The following is a 20,691-nucleotide window of genomic DNA, read 5'->3' as shown; positions in this document are numbered from 1 at the left end:
CTGGATCGCCCGCCCGCCGCCGAAACGGCATCAGCCGCCAGAAATCCGGCATGCCTTCAGTAGTCGTTGCAATAACACTCCGCCGAAGAGATGCGGTCGTTCCATTCGCTGCCGCCGAAATTACGGACCCTGCGCCTGATCTCGATCGAACGGCCGCCCATCCGCGAGTCCTCATAGGCAACGAGCGTGCAGCCACGGCGGACGATCACCGACGACACGCGGTCGTTCCAGAACTGACCGCCGCGAAAATTCACGGAATCGTCGGACCCCATGCCGATAGACCGCCCGCGAAAATTTGCGTGCTCGAACATGATGCAGGCGGGCTCATCATTGTATTGGGCGCTGGCGCCGTCAGCAAACAGCACGGATGCGACAGCAGTCAGGATGGCAAGACGTTTCATCTGGTGTTTTCCTAGTTCTGACCGCGGCCCCCGCCGCCCGATCGCGCGGCCTCGCCAGTTTGCCATTGCTTCCGTTGGAGAGGCAAGCCTAGCGGCTGTCGAACATCCAGCTGCGGTTGCGCCACATTTTCTCGCCGACCAGACAATCGCTGACGGGCGCGTCGTGCGCCAATACGACAGGCGGATGCGCGGCTTCTTCCGCCGCCCATTGCGGTGAGGCTGGGCCGGCAAGTTCCAGCACCAGCTTGCGGCGTATGGCTTCGGGAAATTGCGTCCAGTCGTTGACCGGGATCATGAAGGCCCCAGGACCGCCGATGACACAGTCGCTGTAGTAGCGATCGAGATTGTTGACGTCGTAGGCGCCGGAAAAGCCGCCTCGGGTCATCAGCGGCAGTCCGTTGATGACGATGCCTTGCTTGACCAGCCCGTCGCGGGTGAGGTTGACGGGCGCGCCCTGGTTGTTGGGGCCGTCACCCGAAATGTCGATGACCCGCTTGTCTCCCTGGTAGCCGCTTTCAGCAAAAAGATCGCTGCCGAACTCCAGCGCGCCGGAGATCGAGGTGCGCCGCGCGCTGCCGGGCGGCTGGGCCGACAATTGCGCAACCACACGATCCGCGTCGGCGCGATTGGCGATCACCGTCCACGGCACGATGACGCGCTGCCAGGTGGTGCCGGCCCACTCGAAATAGGTGACGGCGATCTTGCCATGAGCGCCGTCGGCGATCGCCTGCAGCACGTTGTCGTGCGTCAGCGCCGCCGCGTAGCCGTGCCGCTGGATCTCAAGTTCATCGGGCGACATCGACAGGGAAACATCGACGGCCAGCACCAGCTCGACGTCGACCGGTTCATCCGCGAGGGACACCGGCGTCAGCCAGAGCATCATTGCGATCGCGGCGCCGCCCGACAAGACATGTCTCGCGCATGAAAAAGCAGACATGCCGCAAGGGTAAGCGAGAATCGTCCGTTTAAAAAGTGAAAAGCCCGGCCAAGAGCCGGGCTTCGCGTTCACGCTGTTTCGCGCTTGCCGGCGCTCAGCTGCGCGGCTTGAGGTTTTCCGGGTCATAGAGCGGCTTGTAGCCGACCGCCGCGACTTCAACCGGATAGGTCTCACCGAAATACTCGATGGCGAGCTTGCGGCCTTCCTGGGCAAACGCCCACGGCAGATAGGCGAGGCCGATGTTCTTGCCGATGGTCGGACCATAGGCCATCGACGTCGTGAACGACCGGCGGCCGAGATCGTCGACCAGCGTTTCGCCCGTCTTCGGGTCCATCACCGGCATCGTGCCGACGGGATAGCGGGCAACGCCTTTCGAATCGACATTCTCGGTCATCACCAGCGTGCACAGCGTGGCCGGCTGGTGCTCGCGGGCGCGGTACTCGACATGCCTGGCCTTGCCGCAGAAATCGTTCTCCTTGACCTTCGGACGGGCTAGATCGGCTTCCAGCAGATTGTACTCGGTCAGTAGGTCGGCATTCTGCAGGCGCAGGCTCTTTTCCATGCGGCGCGTGTTGGCATAGGTTTCGACGCCAAAGGGCATCACACCGGTCGAACGCAGCGCGTCCCAGACCGCGAGGCCATCCTCGTAGCGCATATGCAATTCCCAGCCCTGCTCGCCGACATAGGAGATGCGGAAGGCGGTGACGTCCTTGCCGCCGATCCGGACCGGCTTGATCGCCGCGAACGGGAAGTTTTCAAGCGAGAGCCCGTCCGGATTCTCGACCACCTTCTGCAAGGTCGCCCGGGCATTCGGACCCCAGATGCCGATGGTGACGTATTTCTCGGTCACGTCGGTGATGGTGACGTCGAAACCTTTGTCCTGCGCGGTGCGGCGCATGTACTGGAAGTCGCGCGGGCCGGCGTCCGCCCCGTCGATCAAACGACAGCGGTCGGCCATGCGGATGACGGTGAAGTCGGCGCGCACCATCCCTTCCTCGTCGAGGAAGTGGGTGTAGATGCCCTTGCCGATGTTGTTGTCGCCGCCGATCTTGGCTGCGCACAACCATTCCAGCAACGCGACATGGTCTGGCCCTTCGATGTCATACATCGAGAAGTGCGACAGGTTGACGATGCCGCAATCCTCGCTCATGGCGAGATGTTCGGCATTGGAGACGCGCCAGAAATGGCGGTTGTCCCACTCGTTCTCGCGCACCGGCACCCGGTTCCCGTATTTCTCCAGAAGATGCTCGTTGGCGGCGTAGCCATGCGCCCGCTCCCAGCCGCCCAGTTCCATGAAATAGCCGCCGAGCTCTTTCTCGCGCTCCCAGAACGGCGAGCGCCTGATGTTGCGGGCCTTGGAGAAGGGTTCGCGCGGATGCACCGCCGGATTGTAGACCTTCATCGCCGTCTCGGTGCAGCGGTCCCAGATGAACTGCTCCTTCGTCTGGTGCGGATAGAAACGCGCATAGTCGATGGCGTGATGGTCGATCGCCGTGCGGCCGTCGGTCATCCAGTCGGCGATCAGCTTGCCCATGCCTGGGCCGTCCTTGACCCAGATGGCGACGGCATACCACAGCCCCCTCACCTTCTGGCTTTCGCCCATCGACGGGCCGCCATCCGCCGTCACCTGCAAGAGACCGTTGAAGGAATGGCTCTCGTTGTAGCCGAGTTCGCCCAGGATCGGCGTCAACTCCATGGCGCGTTCGAGCGGCCCCAGGATTTGCTCCATGTCGAGATCGCGCTGCGACGGGGAAAGCCGGGCCTGGTCCTTCTCCAAGAGGTCGCGCGGATGGCAAAGGCGCGGATTGGTCTCTTCGTAATAGCCCCATTCGATCTGCCCGCCCTCGGCGGTCTTGGGATCGCCTGTGTCACGCATATAGGCCGAATTGCCCTGGTCGCGCAGCAGCGGCCAGCCGATCTCCTTGCCGGTGCCGGCGAACTCGTTGTACGGGCCGAAGAAGGTCAACGGATGGTCGATCGGCATGACCGGCAGATCCTCGCCGACCATCTCCGCGATCACCCGGCCCCAGATGCCGGCGCAGACCACGACATAATCGGCCTCGATGGTGCCGCGATCGGTCACCACGCCGGTGATGCGGCCGTCCTTGACGATGAGCGACTTTGCCGGCGTGTTGGCGAAGGATTTGAGCTTGCCGGAGGCTTCCGCCTGGTCGACAAGCTTGCCGGCGACGGTCTGCGAGCGCGGGATGACGAGGCCGGCATCGGGATCCCACAGGCCGCCCTGCACCATGCCTTCTTCGATCAGCGGAAATTTTTCCTTGATCTCGGCCGGTTCGATCAGGCGCGCGCGCGTGCCAAATGCCTTGGCCGAGGCGATCTTGCGCTTGATCTCGTCCATGCGACTGTCGTCGCCAACGCGAGCCACTTCGAGCCCGCCGATGCGCGCGTAATGGCCCATCTTCTCGTAGAAATCGATGGAGTACAGCGTCGTCCAGCACGACAGGAAATCATGGCTGGTCGTGTAGCAGAAGTCGGAGGCATGCGCGGTCGAGCCGATGTCGGTCGGGATGCCGGACTTGTCGATGCCGACAATATCGTCCCAGCCGCGTTCGATCAGGTGATGGGCGATCGATGCACCGACAATGCCGCCCAGGCCAACGATGACGACCTTCGCCTTTTTCGGAAACTCTGCCATTGCCCGCGACTCCAAAGTGATAAAGCGGGCGGACTATAGGGCGGAGCGGTGGCACTGATGAAGCCTGTTTGCGACATTGGCAAAAAGCCGAGCGACCAGACGACCGAATGGTCCACGTGGGAAGCATCGGCCGGTTCTTTTTCAGCCGAAGGAGGCCAACTTAGGCGAAGGCCCACACATCCTCGGCCTGGAAGCCGACCTGATAGCCTGACGTCTTCAGCTTGACCACGACCTGGCCGATCTCGGCGGCCGGCAGCGCGCCGACCTCAACCTTGATCATGCCTGGGCGATAGCGCTTGAGGTCGAGTTGTTCGAAGACGACCCAGTCGGCGCCCTCGCAATCGACGAGGAAGGCATCGATATAGCTGATACCGTTGCGGTCGAGCAGGGTCTGCAGCGTTTCCGACGGCACCTCGATATCTCTCAGATGCGGCGCAAACTTGTTGAAGTTGGCATCGGCCTCGCCCCAGGCATTCTTGCCCGACATCAGATTGGTGTCGGTCACCGACGAGCAGCCGATGAACTCGATCGGCAACGTGCCGGCCTCGAGTGCGGCGGCATCGAAGGTGTGGACGGTGATCGTGCCCTTCGTCTTGGTGACAGCCACCGGCTCGATGATGAACCGGCTCGTGTCGGGATAGTTGGCGCGCAACCGCTTCTGATTGTACGGGATCGGCTCGACCAGCATGGCGCGGGCACCAGCTATGCGGTGCAGCCACGGCGTGACGTCATCGAACAACGCGCCGTCGCAGGCGCCGACATTGACCATCTGGAACGGGCGCCCTGATCCGCCGAAGCGCGCCTTCAGCGCCGCCTTGGCCAGGAATTTTGTGCCACGCAGCGACGGCCCGCGATCGAGAAGCCCACTGGGAAGACCGAGCGACAGGGCGACGCGCGCCAGGCTGGATACGGAACTCATGACTTGTCTCCGGGAAAGACGTGCAGGGCGGCGCGATGCTGGCCACGGGCCACTGTTGCCCACAGCGCCATCAGCGGCGTCGCCAGCAGCAGGAACGGCGGGATCAGATTGGGGAAATAGATGCGAGTGTCGTGGATCGGGAACACGGCGAATTTCGCCAGCACACCGAGCACCAGCGCCGCAAACAGTATGCCGGCGCGACGCTCGAGGCGGAAGCCGGCGCGGCCGGCCGTGTACCAGCCGGCCAAAGCCAGCACCGAGACGCCGACCCAGCTGTTGAGGCTGACGGCACGCAGCAGCGACGTGGCGAACGCCCGCAGATAAGCCGCGATCGAAAATGGCGGCTCGAACCCGTCCATATTGTAGTGCTGCTGGATGCTGGAGAACCACAGATGTGGCCACCAGCCGGGGTGATGGGCCCAGTGCGTAATGGCGAAATAGGCGACGAAGGACACGGCGAAGCCGGCCAGCGCGCCCCATGCCTTCTGCCGGAAAACGACCAGCAACACAGCGAAAATGGCAAGGAAAACAATATTGTCCGGCCGCGCCATGAAGGCGAGGAAGAGCAGGATCGCCGTTGCCGCCTCGCGGCCGCGGACATAGGCGTAAAGCCCGCCGAGGAACAGCGCCGAGCACAACAGGTCAGGCGTCGAGGCACGCGCCGCGCCGCCGAAGTCGGCCATGATCAGCACCGCGCCGACCACAGGCGCCAGCGCCAGTGCATGCTCCGAGCGCAGCCAGAGCAGCGCGATCGCGCCGAACAACAGCACGGACAACACCGAGACCAGCCGCATAGCCTCCACCGGCGACATCGCCGAACTCATCGTCGACAGGATCTCGGCATAGAGGAACTTGATCCGATACATGCCGAGCAGCGAATGGAAGTCGGCGGCATTCTCCGCCATATGGCTGCGGAAGCCGCCGCCATCGTCGGTCAGCGTCTTGTAGTCGCCCGCCGACACGCCGGCCTTGATGGTGCTGTAGGCATAGTCGTGCAGCGCCTGCGCATCGGGATAGGTGCCTTCCTCGGCGATGGCGAGATAGGGCAGCATGTCCCAGTTGGCGTCCGGCATCACCCATGCCGTGAACGCCGTCAGTAGGATGTAGAGCGCGAAAGCCGCCGCGCCGATAGGTGCGGCCAACCGCGCATAGGTCCCCTCGCCCCACGTCAGGCCGGCCTCGGTGAGCCGGTCGAGTCGGTTTTTCTCAGCGGGAGACTTGGTCAGCATGATTTTGCCCAGCGACCTTCGCTTTACCGGACTTGGCTTTTGACGAAATCCTTGACGATCGACACGATGCCGCGCGACAGCAGGCTGTCGAAGGCATCGACGAAACGGTCGACATGCTCGCGCTGGCAGATCAGCGGCGGCTCGAGCCGGATGACGTTGCGATTGTATTCGGTGAAGGCGACGAGCACATCGTAGTCACGCAGCAAGAGCGCGCCGATGAAGCCCGACAGCGAGCCTTTCAGCTTGTCGTCGAGCACGCTGACGATCGGCCGCAGCACCATCGGCAAGGTCTGCGAGAAGTCGTGGAACTCCAGGCCGACCATGAAGCCCTTGCCGCGGACGTCCTTGATGATCTTGGGATATTTGTCCTTAAGCGCCTGCAGCCGCTGCAGCAGGTAATCGCCGGTGACCGCAGCGTTGTCGATCAGCCCCTCGTCATAGAGCACGTTGAGCCCCTCGATCGAGGTGACGCAGGCCTCGCCCATGCCGCCGAAGGTCGCCATAGCATGGATCATCGCCGTCTTCGGCGTGCCATAGGCCTTCATGTAGACCTCGCGCCGGGCAATCATCGCGCCAACCGCCGCCTTGCCGGCACCAAGCGACTTGGCCAGCGCCGTCACGTCAGGAACCACGCCGTAATGCTCGAAGGCATAGAAGCGGCCCGAGCGGCCATAGCCGCACTGCACTTCGTCGGCGACCCACAGCACCCCATATTGGTCGCACAACGCGCGCAGCTTCTGCCAGTATTCGGCGGGAGCCTGGATGATGCCGCCGCCGCCCTGGATGGTTTCGAGCACGATGACGCCGACCTCCGGGTCGGAGCGGAACAGGCGCTCGACCGCTTCAATGTCGGCAAAGGGGATGCGGACCGTATTCTCCGCCATCTTGAAGTCGGCGCGATAAAGCTGGCCGTCGGTGATGCCCAGCACGCCCTTGGTCTTGCCGTGAAAGGAATTCTCGGCATAGGCGATTTTTGGCCGCTTCGGGCCTGCGGCGCGCTCGGCGAGCTTGACCGCCGCTTCCATCGCCTCTGAGCCTGACGAGCCCAGGAACACCATGTCGAGATCGCCCGGTGAGCATTTGGCGATGTTGTGCGCCAGGGCCGCCGCATACTGCGACATGAAGGCGATGGCGATCTCCTGGCGCTTCTCCTCCTGGAATTTTTTCCGCGCTTCCAGAATACGCGGATGGTTGTGGCCAAAGGCCAGCGAACCAAAGCCGCCGAAGAAATCGAGGATCTTGCGGCCGTTCTGGTCGATGTAGAACATGCCCTCGGCGCGCTCGATCTTGATCTTGTGGAAGCCGAGCAGCTTCATGAAATGCAGCTGGCCGGGATTGAGATGCGCCTTGAACAGGTCGGTCATCACAGCGACGTCCATCGCCTTGGCCTGCTCGACGCTGATCAGGTCGGGCTTGGCGATCGTGGCGGGCGACAGCGCCGGCGCGCTGACCATGGTGCGCGCGCTCGTCTGTTCGGGCTTGGCCATGACGGTCATTTCAATCTCCTGTCTGCGCGCATGACCGGGATCGTGCGCAACGAAAACTGTTTTGCGAGCCGCTATTCGGCCGGCACATGTTTGGTGGCGACAGCGTGACCGGCCTTCTTGGCGCGGTACTCGCTGTAGGCGGCGATCAGCATGTCCTCATCGCGATATTGCGGCACCCAGCCGAGCTGGCGTTCCGCCTTGGAGACATCGAGCACGCACTCTTCGTCGGCGATCAGATATTGCTCCGGATCCATGATCGGCATGTTCATCAGGTCGAGCAGGTCGAGCGTGCGCTTGACCGCCCAACCCGGCGTCGGGATCAGGATCGATTTCGAACCGGCATGTCTGATCAGGTCGCCGAGCAGTTTCTTCACCGGCGGCGGGTTGAGCGAGCCCAGATTATAGGCCTCATCAGGCACCCCGGCCTTCCAGGCGGCGCGCGCCGCCTCGGCGCAGTCGAACACCGAGATGAACTGATAGGGGTTTCTGCCCGAACCGATCATCGGCACCGGAAAGCTCCAGTCGATCAGCTTGAACAGTTTTTCCAGAATGCCGAGACGGCCGGGGCCGATGATCAGGCGCGGGCGGAACAGCGAGATCGACATGCCACGCTTGCGCCATTCGGCGGCCAGTTCCTCGGTCCTCTGTTTCGACCAGCCATATTCGCCAAGCGGCGCGACCGGATGCTCCTCCGTCATCGGCTGGGTGACCGTGTGGCCATAGATCATGTCGGTCGTGTAGTGGACGAGCTTGGCTGCGCCGGCCTTGTCCATCGCCTGCATGATGTGCTCGGTGCCATGGAAATTGACCGGGAAGAAGAAATCATGCCGCTTGGCGCGAACCTGGATCGGCGACAGCATCTTGGCCGACAAATTGTAGACCATGTCGTCGGCCTTCAGCCCAACCGCGGCGACCGAGGCCGGATCGGTGACATCGCACTTGATAAAGCGGACATTGCGGTAATGCGGCAGGTCGCTCCTGACGATGTCGGCGACGACAACCTCTTCACCATCGGCGACAAGCTTCGGGGCAAGATGGCGACCGACGAAACCGTCGCCACCGAAAATCACATGTCTCATTGGATAGTCTCGCTGTGAATCTTGTCGGAAGAAAGCGAAGCCGTTTGCGCCTCATGCCCGCGCCCGCTTTGCGCGATCAGCACCGTGCCGACGCAGATGCAGGCGATGCCGGCGATGCGCCAGCCATTGAGATCCTCGCGGAAGACGAAATACGCGAAGATGGCGACGGCGACATAGGCGAGGCTGAGGAACGGATAGGCGAAGGAAAGCTCGACCTTGGACAGCACATAGAGGTGCGAGGCCATCGAGATGACGAAGGTGCACAGGCCCAGGAACACCCAGGGGCTGAAGACGATCTGCAACAGCTTGACCAGGGGATTGACGCCCTCGAACGAGATCGGCCCGAGCGACATCATGCCTTGCTTCAGCATCAGCTGCGCAGCGGCATTGGTCATGACCGTAAAGAGAATGAAGACGATGTATTTCATGTGTTCCCAACCACCCCTTCACGCTTCCTATTACAAACCCGCAAACATTTCGTGAAGCCACGAGAATGTTTTGAGTGAATCGTCAATTTAATGATTCGATAACCAAGAATTACTCAAGTCTATTCCGCCGCCTCGACCGTGCCGCGTCGCGCATCGAGTTTCCTTGCCGTCCGAGCCCAGAATGACGACATGAAGGCGGGATCGCGCAACGCCTCCAGCCGCTGCCATTCGGGAAAGGACGAAGCGAAGATGTCGGCGCCCATGCGGGCATCCTTATAGGGGTTGACCGCGCCGCCGGCCTCGACGGTGATGCGGTCGAGTTGCCTTAGCAGCGCAAGCGTTGCCGCCCCTCTGTTGGGGAAATCCAGCGTCATCGTATAGCCGGGACGCGGGAACGACAGCAGCGCTGGCGAGCGGATCGAGCCGAACCGCTTCAGCACGGTGAGGAACGAACCCTGCCCGGCCAGCCTTGCAGCCGCCAGCAGCGCCGGCACCGCCTCGTGCGCCGTCTCTTCAGGGACCACGCTCTGGTGCTGGAAAAGCCCTTTCGGTCCGTAAAGCCGGTTCCAGTCGCGCACGCCATCAAGCGGAAAGAAGAAGCCCTGGTATCCGACCTGGCGCGGCGCCGCGGACCGGCCCTTCTTCCACCTGTATGCGCCATTGAAGGCGGTCAGGAACGGCCGGTTAAGGACATTGAAAGGCGGCTGGACCGGCACCGATAGCGTGCCGCCGGCGCGCGCGGCGGCATGCGAGCCGTGCTCGGCGTGATTGCCGGTAAACAGCAGGCCGCGACCACTGTTGCGGCCACCGGCCAGTTGGTCGATCCAGGCGACCGCGTACTCATTGGCCTGGTCGGCCGCTTCGGCCAAACCGAAAAATTCGCCGAGATCGCGAAACGGCGTCGCCGTCTCGACGATGTCGAGCGAAGGCACTCGCATCAGCCGGATCGAGGCCGACAGGATGAGGCCGGTCAGCCCCATTCCGCCGATCGTCGCCCGAAACAGCCGCGCATTGTCGGTCGCCGAACAGCGACGGGTCTTTCCGTCGGACCTGAGCAGCGTCAAGGCCTCGACATGGCAGCCGAAAGTGCCGCGCCGATGATGGTTCTTGCCATGCACATCATTGGCGATGGCGCCGCCGAGCGTGACGAATTGGGTGCCTGGAACAACCGCCGGGAAGAAGCCGTAAGGGGCAGCGTTTGCGATGATGTCGGATAACAGCACGCCGGCATCGGCTTCAAGAAGGCCTGTCTCGGCATTGAAGGCGCGGATGCTGTTCAAAGACCGCATGTCGACGACCGTGCCGGCCTCGTTCTGGCAGGAATCGCCGTAGGAACGGCCGTTGCCATAGGCGAGCAGCGACGCCGGCTTGGCCTGGCCGCCCTTCAGCAGCGCAATGCCATCGTCGGCACCGATCGCGCGTGGTGCCGGCGGCGTGGCAAGGCCAAAGCTCTGGAAGCGGTCGGCCATCCTTTACCAGCCTCCGATGACCAGCATTACCGCGCCGATCAGCACGACGATCTGGCTGCGCCAGTCGCGGATGATGAAGACGACCGGGTCGTCATGCATCTCGTCGCGGCGCGCCAGGATCCAGACGCGCATGGTGAGATAAAGCACGATTGGCGCCAGCGGCCAGATCAGCCACGGATGCGGATAAAGCTCGCGCACGGCGACGCTGTCCATGTAGAGCGCCAGCACCAGCGCCGAGGAGAAGGCCGAAGCCATTCCGGCCTGGGCGACGATCTCCTGGTCTTCGGTGCGATAGCCACGGCCGGCAATGCGCTCGCCGGGCGGAATGGCTGTGGTGCGCAGTTCGACGAAGCGCTTCACCAGTGCCAGCGACAGGAAGAAGAAGATCGAGAAGGCGAGCAGCCAGAACGAGACGTCGACACCGGTCGCGGCCGCACCCGCCAGGACGCGGATTGTGTAGAGGCCTGCAAGCGTCAGCACGTCGACAAGCAGCATGCGCTTGAACGACAACGAATAGGCTGTCGTGACCACCATGTAGCCGCCAAGCACGGTCAGGAATTCGGGCGACAACAGCAACCCGGTGGCGATGCCGATCGCCAGCAGCACCGCGATCGCGCCAAGGCCGAACGGGATCGACAGCGCGCCGCTGGCGAACGGCCGGTTGCACTTGGTGGCATGCTTGCGGTCGAGCGCGAGGTCGAAGAAATCGTTGAGGATGTAGATGGCCGACGCCACCGCGCTGAACGAGACGAACGCCAGCAGGCATTCCCAGATCATCGCGGTGTTGAAATATTCATGCGACAGCACCATTGGCACCGCGATCAGCGAGTTCTTGAGCCACTGATGCACGCGCAGCATCTTGACGACCGTCCGCAGTGTCGGCTTGGGCGTCGGCATCGTTTCGGCGCCGTGGGCTGCCTGCCAGCGCGCGGCATGACGGTCGGGCGCCACGACGATCGCCGTGCGCGCGGCGTCGAAGACCTGGAGGTCGTGGCGGCTGTTGCCGGCGTAATCGAAGCCGCCGTCGCCATAGGCCGCGATCAGTGAGGCGCGCTTCCTGCCGGAGGTGAGATTGTCGAAACCGTCGGTAGCCAGCACCAGGTCGAAAATGCCGAGATGGGCAGCGATGGCATCGGCGAACTTGCGCGGCGTGCCGGTCGCCAGCACGATCTTGCGGCCTTCGGCGTGCTCGGTCCGCAGGCGGCAGAGTAACGCCTCGCGATAGGGCAGCGATGCCGGATCGATGTCGATGCGCTGGGCAATCGCCTGCTTCAACCGGGCCGGCCCACGGGCGGCCCAGAAAGGCACGAGGAAGATATAGAGCGGGTTCTTCTTGAGAAGGATGAACAGTCCTTCCCACAACAGGTCGGTAGCAATCAGCGTGCCGTCGAGATCGACCGCAAATGGTATTGCGTTCCTGTCCGACCTCGCATCCATAACCCGTCCTGCCCTGCCATCGTATGATCCGGAAAACCGGAGCCTCGTTGCGCGCCGCGTTTCGGCGTCTTGAAGCTGGTATAGCCGGGAACGGCATAGCGAACGTTAAAACGCCCGGATGCAGGCGGTTGTTGCGGCGGTATTTCCGGCGTCATTGTTAAGCAAACGCTACCGAAAACAATAAAAGGCCGAGCAAATGCCCGGCCTTTCCTGTCATGCCGTCGGGGATTACTTGATGCGGGCAACGCCGCCCGAGATCTCGACCGTTTCCGAGCCGGTCAGGGCTTCGAGATCGCCATTGGGCAAGGTGACGAAGCAACCGTTCGGGCAGAATTCAACGGTTTCGCCAGCGGCCAGCGCAAGGTCTGATTTGCTGCCGCCCTCCGTCACGATCAGCGTGCGGGTCTCGGCGTCCTTGTTGACCGCGCTGGCGGCATGGGTCGAGCCGATGGCGGCGGCCAAAGCGACGGCAGCGACGAGAGACTTCCACATGTTGCAGTATCGGTGTTCCCACCGCCTCTGTTGCATTTCGCAAGGCATTTTCGCCTTTGCATGGGAGCTTATATGAGATGGAAGCTGAACCGCAACTGAATGCCGCATTCATGCCGCAATTGGCTTTGCTCGGTTGCGAGCGCACGCGTTAAAGGGGCAGTTGACTGACTACACGCCTAGTCCGGATCGGGCTTGCGCGCCTTGCGTCCCGTCTTGGCGAGCTTTTTTGCTTCGGCCGCGGCTTCCACCTTGGCCTGCTCCTGTTCGACGAAGTCGGCCTCGATCTTGTCGTCGTCGGTCGGCCAGGCCTCTGGCTTGCGGACCTCGACGACAGCGCGTGGCATCGAGGGAATCTCAATATGCTCGCCGTTGAATTTCTCGAGCACGGCAAAACGGATGTCGTTCTGCGCGATATTGCCGTTCATCACATCGGCCAGGAACACGCGGATCTCAAATTCCAGTGCTGCCGCGCCGAAATTGGAAAACAGCACGAAAGGTTCCGGATTCTTCAGCACCATCGGGTGGCCGCGTGCGATCTCCGTCAGGATGGCGTGAACCTTTTTGACGTCGCTGCCATAGGCGACGCCGACCTTGATGTCGACGCGGCCAAGCTTGTTGCGATGCGTCCAGTTGCCGACGGCGTTGTTGATCAGGTTCGAATTGGGCAGGATCACCGACTGCCGCTGGAACGTCTCGATCTCGGTGGCGCGCACGCTGATCTTCTTGACGGTGCCGCTGACATCGCCGGCGACGATCCAGTCGCCGACCTTGAATGGCCGCTCGGCCAAAAGAATCAGGCCGGAGACGAAATTGGACACCACATTCTGCAGGCCAAAGCCGATGCCGAGAGAGAGGGCACCGGCGACCAGCGCTAGATTGGACAGGTCGATGCCCGCAGCCGAGATGCCGACCAGTGCCGCCAGCGCAACACCGGAGTAGCCGACCGCCAGCCGGATCGAGTTGCGCACTCCGGTATCGACCTTGCCGCGCGCCATCACCGAACCATCGAGCCAGCCCTGGAACCAGCGCGTCAGGAAATAGCCGATGATGAAGACGATGATGCCGGAAAGGATGCCGGTGACCGAAATCGTCACCGAACCGACGGTGATCCCGGTTGCCAGCCTGTAGGCCCAGGCCTCGATGTCGCCGGGCTGGAAACCCCACATCAACAGGATCAGCGGCAGGAAGACCAGTACGATCATCAAGTTGATGGCGACGCTGACGGCGAGGCCGAGTTGATCGAGGGCGGCGTCATCGTAACTCGAATTGGCCGACAGCCAGCGCCCAACGGACGTGTCGGCGAAAGCGCCCTCCTCGCCGATCGCCCGGGCCGACAGGAAGCCGATATAGGAAGTGATCAGGATGGTGCCGGTGACCAACACTTGCACCGAGACAAAGATGGCAAGGCCAATATAGCCTAGCAAGGCCGCAGCGATGGTGAACAAACCGAGCGCGAGCGCCATGTAGCGCAGCCATGCCGGCCACGGCCGCCAGCTTCCGTCACGCGCCCTGAACGGCCGCAGCATCGCCATCAGGATCAGGATCACGCCAAAGATGATCGTGGCGCCGAAACTGCGGGCAATGGTCAGCGACAGCGGCGAGCCCATCTTGTCGTTGACGATCGACAGGAAATAGTTGACGCCGATGACCACTGCCATGGCGGTCGTCAGCCGCACCAGCCAGCGCGCCGGGCCGGTTTCGACGGGAATGAGCCGCCAGTTCGGCAGCCGCGGCTCGAGCGCCGCATTGGTCAGCCGGTTGACGCCGAACACCACAGCGATGACAGCCGCCAGCGCGTTCAGGAAGACCCCGATGTCGCCACGCAACACATTGTAATAGTTGAATAAGAACACCGTGGAGGCCAAGAATACACTGACAGCCAGTGACGGCAGCAAAGTCGACCAGAACGCCACCGATAGACGGCTGAGATAGGACGGTTGCTCGACCGTCGGGTCGGCTTCGAAGACCCGCCCGAACAGCCGCCTGCCCCCGACCAGCAGCACCAGCGCCAGTCCGAGCGCCACGAAGGTCGCTGCCAGGATGGCCTTAAACTTGAACTTGAAAGCGAAGATCAGCCAGGACGACACCGCCTTGTACAGGTTGGCGTATTCGTCATGGGCGTCGGAGAAGACCTCAGGGCTCAGGGCATCGGACAGCACGTAGCGCTTGGTCAAAAGGTTGCGGAACAGCGCGCTGCGCATGTTGCCGATCTTGTCGACCAGCCCGCTGATGCGGATCGACAGGTTCTGCGCGCTGGCGACGACTGCGTTGATCTCGGCCTTTTCCGACGCCAACGCCTGGCGTTCGCCTGTCACTATGTCGGGCTCCTGTGGCTGCCCCGCCGCGGGTGGCGGGCCCAGCACCTCGATCCGATTGTTGATGTCGGTGAGGCGCGAACGAAACGCCAGCGCACTGGTAAGTGCCGCCCGCGACAGGTCCTCCAGTTGCAGACGGATATCGACGAGTGCGGCATCGTCCTCACCGTCCTGCTGTATTTTCTTCTCGAGGTCGTCGGTCTTGGCCGTCAGACCCTGGATGACTTTCTGCTGATCGGTGATCAATCCGGCAGCGCCCTGACCGAGCGCTTGCGCCATCGCGTCAAACGAAGGCGGCGCCGAGACGACAAGCGCGAGGATCAAAATGAGGCGAAGCAACCGGAAAAGCATGATTTGTTGGCGACTCACGAGCGGCAAAGGCATCTAAAAAGCCTGTCATTGATAAAGACGGCCATATCATGGGGCAAGCCGTCGCATCCGATCGCTCCACTGATCCGATCGCGGGCGTCGGCCAGTCGAAAGGCGATGGCGCAATATTAGCTTTGCGGATGCGGCCTGCTCTATAGTCTGCCGCATCGCCCGAACCGGATGACAATGATGGCAGAGTACTCGGCCTTTTCGCTGCTCGCGAACGCGCTCAAGGGAAACAAGGACTGGAAACCGGCCTGGCGCAAGCCGGATCCGAAGGCGTCCTATGATGTCATCATCATCGGTGGCGGCGGTCACGGGCTGGCAACCGCCTACTATCTCGCCAAGGAGCACGGTATCACCAATGTCGCGGTGCTGGAAAAGGGCTGGCTTGGCTCCGGCAATGTCGGCCGCAACACGACGGCCGTGCGCTCGAACTATCTGCTGCCCGCCAACACCCGCTTCTACGAGCATTCGATGAAGATGTGGGAGAACCTGTCGCACGAACTCAATTACAATGTCATGTTCTCGCAGCGCGGCTGCCTGAACCTGGCGCACACGCCGGCTCAGTTCGACGATTATGCACGGCGCGGCAACGCCATGCGCCATCTCGGCGTCGATGCTGAATTGATGACGCCAGCGCAGATCAAACGCCTGATCCCGGCGCTCGATATCTCCGACAGCGCACGCTTCCCGGTGGTCGGCGGCCTGATGCAGCGGCGCGCCGGCACCGCCCGTCACGATGCCGTCGCCTGGGGCTATGCGCGCGGCGCCGACCGGCGCGGCGTCGACATCATCGAGAATTGCGAGGTCACCGGCTTCCTGCGCGACGGCGACCGCGTCACCGGCGTCACCACGTCGCGCGGCGACATCCGCGCCAAAAAAGTGGCCGTGACGGTCGCCGGCAGCACCGGGCGCGTCGTGCAACTGGCCGGCGTCGAGACGATGCCGATCGAGAGCCACGTGCTGCAGGCCTTCGTCACCGAATCGCTAAAGCCTTTCATCGACACCGTCGTCACCTTCGGCATGGGGCATTTCTACATGTCGCAGTCGGACAAGGGCGGCCTCATCTATGGCGGCGACATTGACGGCTACAACAGCTACGCCCAGCGCGGCAACCTGCCCATCGTCGACGAGGTGATGAGCGAGATGCTGGCGCTGTTTCCGGGCCTTGCCCGCGTGCGCATGCTGCGCTCCTGGGGCGGCGTCTGCGATATGTCGATGGACGGCTCGCCGATCATCACCACCGGCCCCCTGCCCGGCATGTATCTCAACTGCGGCTGGTGCTATGGCGGCTTCAAGGCGACGCCGGCCTCGGGCTGGTGCTTTGCCTGGACCATCGCCAAGGATCAGCCGCACGAGTTCAACGCCCCCTTCACGCTCGACCGCTTCCACCGCGGCCTGGTGATCGACGACAAGGGCCAGGGTGCAAACCCGCGGCTGCATTAGGTAAAGTCCCATGTTGATCACCTGTCCATATTGCGGCCCGCGCGACGTCGTCGAATTTACCTATCAAGGTGACGGCAACCGCGAGCGTCCCGACCCCGCCTCGCAGAATTTCGAGGCATGGAACGCCTATGTCTACGACCGGCTGAACCCGGCCGGCGACCACAACGAGATCTGGCAGCATTCCGGCGGGTGCCGCGCGCATCTCAGGGTCGTACGCAACACGCTGACGCATGAGATTTTGAGCGTCGCCTTCATGCGCAGCACCCACACCTCGACCGCACGCCGTAAGGCGGAGGACAAGTCATGAGCCCGCGCCGCGCCGACACTGGCGGCCGTATCGACCGGCTGAAAACCATCCGCTTCACCTTCGACGGAGCCGCCTATACCGGCCATGCCGGCGACACCCTGGCGTCGGCGCTGTTGGCCAAGGGCGTCACCCTTTACGGGCGTTCATTCAAATATCACCGCCCGCGCGGCCTGCTCACCGCAGGCGTCGAGGAGCCCAACGCGCTGGTGACGGTGCTGAAGGGCGAGGTTCGCGAGCCCAACATTCCGGCGACCATGGTCGAGATCCATGACGGACTGGTCGCCATCAGCCAGAACCGCTTTCCCTCGCTTGCCTGGGACATCAACGCCGTCAACCAGCTCGGCGGCAAGATCCTATCGGCCGGCTTCTACTACAAGACCTTCATGGGGCCGGTGATCGGTCCGCTCAAAGGCACGCGTTTCTGGATGTTCTGCGAGCATTTCATCCGCCGCGCCGCCGGTCTCGGCAGCGCCGGATCGGCGAAGGACCCGGCCCGCTACGAACGCATGAACGCCTTTTGCGACGTGCTGGTGGTCGGCTCTGGCCCGGCCGGGCTGATGGCCGCCAAGGCCGCTGCCGATCAGGGCGCCCGGGTCATGCTGGCTGATCTCGAGCCGCGTTTCGGCGGCTCTGCCAACTGGTCGGGCGAAACCATCGATGGCGCACCGGCCGCCGACTGGGCCCGCCGCGCCGTCGCCCAGCTCGAAGGCCGCGACAATGTCCGGCTTTTGCCGCGCACCACGGTCTGGGGCTATTACGACAACAACACGCTTGCCGCGCTCGAACGGGTCAGCGACCACAAGGAGCAGCCCGGCAAGGGCGAGCCGCGCCATCGCTATTGGGCGATCCGCGCCCGCTCCGTGGTGCTCGCCACCGGCGCCTTCGAACGGCCGCTGGTGTTTCCGGGCAATGACAGGCCAGGCGTGATGCTGGCGCATGCCGCCGAGCGCTACGCCAACGAATTCGGCGTGCTGCCGGGCGAACGGATCGCGGTGTTCACCAACAATGACAGCGCCTACAGAGCGGCCGTCGCCTTGAAGAAGGCGGGTGCCGCGGTCGTCGCCATTGCCGACGTCCGGCCAGAGCCTTCAGCCGAGATGCTCAAGCTGGCCGCCGAAGCCGAGGCCGAGATCTTCGCCGGTCATGCCGTCGTCGCCACAGAGGGCGGCAATGCGCTGACCGGCCTCAAGCTGCAGCGCTTCGACATGGCCAACGGCTCGCTCACCGGCGACGCCCGCAGCATCCATGCCGATTGCCTGCTGATGTCGGGCGGCTGGTCGCCGACCATTCACCTGGCCAGCCAGGCCGGTGCCAAGGCCGAGTGGAACGCCGCGCGGCAGGCTTTCCTGCCGCCGAAGCCGACCCAGCAATGGCCAACGCAGCACTGGATTGGCGCCGGCGCCTTCACCGGCAGCTTTTCCACCACCGAAGCCATTGCCGAAGGCCGCGCCGCCGGCCTTGCTGCGGCCGGTGGAACCAGCACGCCGGCGGCGTTGCCCACCGTCGAAGCCGTTCCTGGGGATCCCGATCCGGCGCCTGTGTTCGAGATCAGGGCCAAGGGCAAGAGCTTTGTCGATTTCCAGCATGACGTGACTGCGGAGGATGTGCGGCTGGCGCACCGCGAAGGCTTTGTCTCGGTCGAGCACCTGAAGCGCTACACCACGCTTGGCATGGCGACAGACCAGGGCAAGAGCTCCAATGTTCCGGGCCTTGCCATCATGGCCGAGGCGCTGGGCAAGCCGATCCCCGAGGTCGGCACGACGCGCTTCCGCCCGCCCTTTGCGCCGGTATCGATCGGCTCGCTGGCGGCCGAGCGCCTCGGTGACCTGAAACCCGAGCGGCTGACGCCGATGCATGACTGGCATCTCGCCAATGGCGCGACGATGTATTCGGCCGGCCTGTGGTACCGTCCGATGATCTACGGCCATGCCGGAGAGACGGTCGAGCAGGCCTATGTGCGCGAAGCCAAGGCGACGCGCGAAAGCGCCGGCATCGTCGATGTCTCGACACTGGGCAAGATCGCGGTGCAAGGGCCCGACGCCGCTGCATTCCTCGACCGCGTCTACACCAACATGTTTTCGACACTGGCCGTCGGCAAGGCCCGCTACGGGCTGATGCTGCGCGAGGACGGCCTCGCCTTCGACGACGGCACCACCTGGCGGTTGGGCGAGCAGGATTTCCTGATGACCACCACCACGGCCAACGCCGGCAAGGTGATGCAGCATCTGGAATATTTCCTCGACGTGATCTGGCCGGAGCTCAAGGTGCACGTCACCTCGGTGACCGACGAATGGGCGGGCGCGGCGATCGGCGGACCGAAGGCCAGGCAGATTCTCGCCTCCTGCGTCACCGGCACATCGGTCGACAACGCCACCTTGCCCTTCATGGGCATCGTGCACGGCGAGATATCGGGTGTCCCGGTGATGATTTGCCGGCTCTCCTTCTCCGGTGAAATGGCCTTCGAGGTCTATTCCGGTGCGGGCCATGGCACCCATGTCTGGGAGGCGCTGATCGAGGCCGGCAAGCCGTTCGGGCTGGTCACCTACGGGCTCGAGGCGCTGGGCACGATGCGCATCGAGAAAGGCCATGTCACCGGCGCCGAGATCGACGGCCGCACCACGGCGCGCGACTTGCATCTCGACTGGATGCTGTCGAAGAAAAAGCCGTTCATCGGCTCGGCGATGATGGACCGCGAGGGCCTGATCGCGTCTGACCGTCTGGAGCTCGTCGGCCTGATCGCGCTGGACAACCGGCCACTCAATGGCGGCGCGCACATCGTCGAGCAACTCGACGAAGCCAATCCCCACGGCTCGATCGGCCACATCACCGCCTGCTGTTATTCGCCGGCGCTCGGCAAGCACATTGCGCTGGCGCTGGTCAAGGGCGGCAAGGCACGACACGGCACGCGCGCCAATGTCTCCGATCCCCTGCGCAACCGGTTCGGGCCGGTCGAGATCGTCTCCAACCACTTCTTCGATCCGGACGGGAGCCGCATGCATGGTTGAGCGCCAATCACCGCTCGAGCCGGAGTTTCACATTGGCTCGCATGGCAATTTCGAACACGGCGTCGAGATCATCCTGACCGAGACCGGGCCCGGCTCGATCGTGCAGCTGGCAGCCTGGCCGGGTGAGGAGAAGAAGTTGATTGCCGCCATCCGTACCGTCGCCGGGCTTGCGCTACCCGATGGCGCCGGCGGCGGCCTGAGCGACGGCGTGAAGTCGGTGTTCGGCTTCGCGCCGGGAAAATTCACCGTTGCCGATGAAGCCGAAGGCCTGGCCGGCGCCTTTGCCAAGGCGGTCACCCCGGCCATCGGCACGGTGACCGACCTTTCGCATGGTCGCACCGCCATTCGCATCGCCGGGCCAAAGGCCGAATGGGTGCTGGCGAAGTTCTTCGCCATCGACTTCGCGCTGCCGGCCTTTCCGGTTGGCGCCGGCCGCTCGACCACCCATCACGATGTCTTCGCCCAGATCCAGCGTACCGGCTCCGACCAGTTCGACATCTATGTCTTCCGCTCGTTCGCACGCTCGTTCTGGAAGGCGCTCTGCCATGCCAGCGAGGAAATCGGCTACGAGGTGCAATAGGCAGCGCCGGCCGGATGGCCGCATCGCCGCGGCTTCTGGCATCAACGCCAGCCGGTTCTGCCGCTAGAGAATCGCGCCGCGGGCGGCCATGATGGGAAACGTGGCCGCCAAGACCGGCCCAAGGGGCATCAA

Annotated in this window: 16 protein-coding genes; 4 read left to right on the top strand and 12 right to left on the bottom strand. The window is 63.4% G+C overall.

From position 1 onward, the window contains the following. Positions 1-56: 56 nt before the first annotated feature. The 12 genes from CGZ66_RS20610 to CGZ66_RS20555 all read right to left on the bottom strand — a co-directional run bounded on the left by CGZ66_RS20610 (position 57) and on the right by CGZ66_RS20555 (position 15,200). The gene (locus CGZ66_RS20610) at positions 57-401 is read right to left on the bottom strand and encodes a peptidase inhibitor family I36 protein (protein WP_095087330.1); all 345 of its coding nucleotides are present in this window, start codon (positions 399-401) and stop codon (positions 57-59) included. Between the two features lie 88 nt (positions 402-489). Further along, complete coding sequence (locus CGZ66_RS20605) at positions 490-1,338, bottom strand: DUF1194 domain-containing protein (protein WP_167392188.1); 849 nt, start codon at positions 1,336-1,338, stop codon at positions 490-492. 94 nt (positions 1,339-1,432) lie between these two features. Next, a complete protein-coding gene (locus tag CGZ66_RS20600; RefSeq protein ID WP_095087328.1) occupies positions 1,433-3,994 on the bottom strand; it encodes a GcvT family protein in 2,562 nt (853 codons plus the stop codon). 160 nt (positions 3,995-4,154) lie between these two features. Continuing rightward, positions 4,155-4,913 carry an FkbM family methyltransferase gene (locus CGZ66_RS20595; RefSeq protein WP_095087326.1) on the bottom strand — a complete coding sequence of 253 codons (759 nt, stop codon included), beginning with the start codon at positions 4,911-4,913 and terminating at the stop codon, positions 4,155-4,157. Beyond that, entirely contained in the window at positions 4,910-6,142 is a 1,233-nt protein-coding gene (locus CGZ66_RS20590) for a hypothetical protein (protein WP_095087325.1), read from the bottom strand. Before CGZ66_RS20590 ends, CGZ66_RS20595 begins: the two co-directional genes overlap by 4 nt. Before the next feature lie 23 nt (positions 6,143-6,165). After that, positions 6,166-7,596 (bottom strand): aspartate aminotransferase family protein, encoded by a 1,431-nt coding sequence (locus CGZ66_RS20585; protein WP_206073741.1) that lies wholly within the window; start codon positions 7,594-7,596, stop codon positions 6,166-6,168. Between the two features lie 104 nt (positions 7,597-7,700). Continuing rightward, positions 7,701-8,708, bottom strand: a complete 1,008-nt coding sequence (locus CGZ66_RS20580; protein WP_095087323.1) for an NAD-dependent epimerase/dehydratase family protein — start codon at positions 8,706-8,708, stop codon at positions 7,701-7,703. Next, positions 8,705-9,136 (bottom strand): EamA family transporter, encoded by a 432-nt coding sequence (locus CGZ66_RS20575; RefSeq protein ID WP_095087322.1) that lies wholly within the window; start codon positions 9,134-9,136, stop codon positions 8,705-8,707. Before CGZ66_RS20575 ends, CGZ66_RS20580 begins: the two co-directional genes overlap by 4 nt. Positions 9,137-9,255: 119 nt before the next feature. Then, positions 9,256-10,605 (bottom strand): FAD-binding oxidoreductase, encoded by a 1,350-nt coding sequence (locus CGZ66_RS20570; protein WP_095087321.1) that lies wholly within the window; start codon positions 10,603-10,605, stop codon positions 9,256-9,258. Positions 10,606-10,608: 3 nt separating this feature from the next. Continuing rightward, on the bottom strand, positions 10,609-12,042 hold the full coding sequence (locus CGZ66_RS20565) for a UbiA family prenyltransferase (protein WP_095087319.1): 1,434 nt from the start codon (positions 12,040-12,042) through the stop codon (positions 10,609-10,611). 228 nt (positions 12,043-12,270) lie between these two features. Next, a complete protein-coding gene (locus CGZ66_RS20560) occupies positions 12,271-12,534 on the bottom strand; it encodes a hypothetical protein (protein ID WP_167392187.1) in 264 nt (87 codons plus the stop codon). 176 nt (positions 12,535-12,710) lie between these two features. Continuing rightward, positions 12,711-15,200: a mechanosensitive ion channel family protein gene (locus CGZ66_RS20555; protein WP_095087317.1), complete on the bottom strand. Its 2,490-nt coding sequence runs from the start codon at positions 15,198-15,200 to the stop codon at positions 12,711-12,713. A 207-nt stretch (positions 15,201-15,407) separates the two neighbouring features. Here CGZ66_RS20555 and CGZ66_RS20550 point away from each other — a divergent pair, with 207 nt between their 5' ends. From CGZ66_RS20550 to CGZ66_RS20535, 4 genes are read left to right on the top strand one after another with little or no spacing between them, the layout of a single operon-like run. Further along, complete coding sequence (locus CGZ66_RS20550) at positions 15,408-16,667, top strand: sarcosine oxidase subunit beta (protein ID WP_095087981.1); 1,260 nt, start codon at positions 15,408-15,410, stop codon at positions 16,665-16,667. Between the two features lie 10 nt (positions 16,668-16,677). After that, on the top strand, positions 16,678-16,974 hold the full coding sequence (locus tag CGZ66_RS20545; RefSeq protein WP_095087315.1) for a sarcosine oxidase subunit delta: 297 nt from the start codon (positions 16,678-16,680) through the stop codon (positions 16,972-16,974). Beyond that, positions 16,971-19,979 carry a sarcosine oxidase subunit alpha gene (locus tag CGZ66_RS20540; RefSeq protein WP_095087314.1) on the top strand — a complete coding sequence of 1,003 codons (3,009 nt, stop codon included), beginning with the start codon at positions 16,971-16,973 and terminating at the stop codon, positions 19,977-19,979. The genes CGZ66_RS20545 and CGZ66_RS20540 overlap by 4 nt, the downstream gene beginning before the upstream one ends. Continuing rightward, a complete protein-coding gene (locus CGZ66_RS20535) occupies positions 19,972-20,559 on the top strand; it encodes a sarcosine oxidase subunit gamma (protein WP_095087313.1) in 588 nt (195 codons plus the stop codon). Before CGZ66_RS20540 ends, CGZ66_RS20535 begins: the two co-directional genes overlap by 8 nt. Positions 20,560-20,691: the final 132 nt, after the last annotated feature.

Origin of the sequence: Mesorhizobium sophorae, assembly GCF_002270415.1 — a bacterium.
GTDB classification, from domain to species: Bacteria; Pseudomonadota; Alphaproteobacteria; order Rhizobiales; family Rhizobiaceae; genus Mesorhizobium; species Mesorhizobium sophorae.
This window is presented reverse-complemented; position numbering and strand designations above follow the sequence as displayed.

Excerpts from the sequence above, each read along its gene's own strand:
- CGZ66_RS20610 (WP_095087330.1), bottom strand. The coding sequence starts at position 401 with ATGAAACGTCTTGCCATCCTGACTGCTGTCGCATCCGTGCTGTTTGCT.
- CGZ66_RS20605 (WP_167392188.1), bottom strand. The coding sequence starts at position 1,338 with ATGTCTGCTTTTTCATGCGCGAGACATGTCTTGTCGGGCGGCGCCGCG.
- CGZ66_RS20600 (WP_095087328.1), bottom strand. The coding sequence starts at position 3,994 with ATGGCAGAGTTTCCGAAAAAGGCGAAGGTCGTCATCGTTGGCCTGGGC.
- CGZ66_RS20595 (WP_095087326.1), bottom strand. The coding sequence starts at position 4,913 with ATGAGTTCCGTATCCAGCCTGGCGCGCGTCGCCCTGTCGCTCGGTCTT.
- CGZ66_RS20590 (WP_095087325.1), bottom strand. The coding sequence starts at position 6,142 with ATGCTGACCAAGTCTCCCGCTGAGAAAAACCGACTCGACCGGCTCACC.
- CGZ66_RS20585 (WP_206073741.1), bottom strand. The coding sequence starts at position 7,596 with ATGGTCAGCGCGCCGGCGCTGTCGCCCGCCACGATCGCCAAGCCCGAC.
- CGZ66_RS20580 (WP_095087323.1), bottom strand. The coding sequence starts at position 8,708 with ATGAGACATGTGATTTTCGGTGGCGACGGTTTCGTCGGTCGCCATCTT.
- CGZ66_RS20575 (WP_095087322.1), bottom strand. The coding sequence starts at position 9,136 with ATGAAATACATCGTCTTCATTCTCTTTACGGTCATGACCAATGCCGCT.
- CGZ66_RS20570 (WP_095087321.1), bottom strand. The coding sequence starts at position 10,605 with ATGGCCGACCGCTTCCAGAGCTTTGGCCTTGCCACGCCGCCGGCACCA.
- CGZ66_RS20565 (WP_095087319.1), bottom strand. The coding sequence starts at position 12,042 with ATGGATGCGAGGTCGGACAGGAACGCAATACCATTTGCGGTCGATCTC.
- CGZ66_RS20560 (WP_167392187.1), bottom strand. The coding sequence starts at position 12,534 with ATGTGGAAGTCTCTCGTCGCTGCCGTCGCTTTGGCCGCCGCCATCGGC.
- CGZ66_RS20555 (WP_095087317.1), bottom strand. The coding sequence starts at position 15,200 with ATGCTTTTCCGGTTGCTTCGCCTCATTTTGATCCTCGCGCTTGTCGTC.
- CGZ66_RS20550 (WP_095087981.1), top strand. The coding sequence starts at position 15,408 with ATGGCAGAGTACTCGGCCTTTTCGCTGCTCGCGAACGCGCTCAAGGGA.
- CGZ66_RS20545 (WP_095087315.1), top strand. The coding sequence starts at position 16,678 with ATGTTGATCACCTGTCCATATTGCGGCCCGCGCGACGTCGTCGAATTT.
- CGZ66_RS20540 (WP_095087314.1), top strand. The coding sequence starts at position 16,971 with ATGAGCCCGCGCCGCGCCGACACTGGCGGCCGTATCGACCGGCTGAAA.
- CGZ66_RS20535 (WP_095087313.1), top strand. The coding sequence starts at position 19,972 with ATGGTTGAGCGCCAATCACCGCTCGAGCCGGAGTTTCACATTGGCTCG.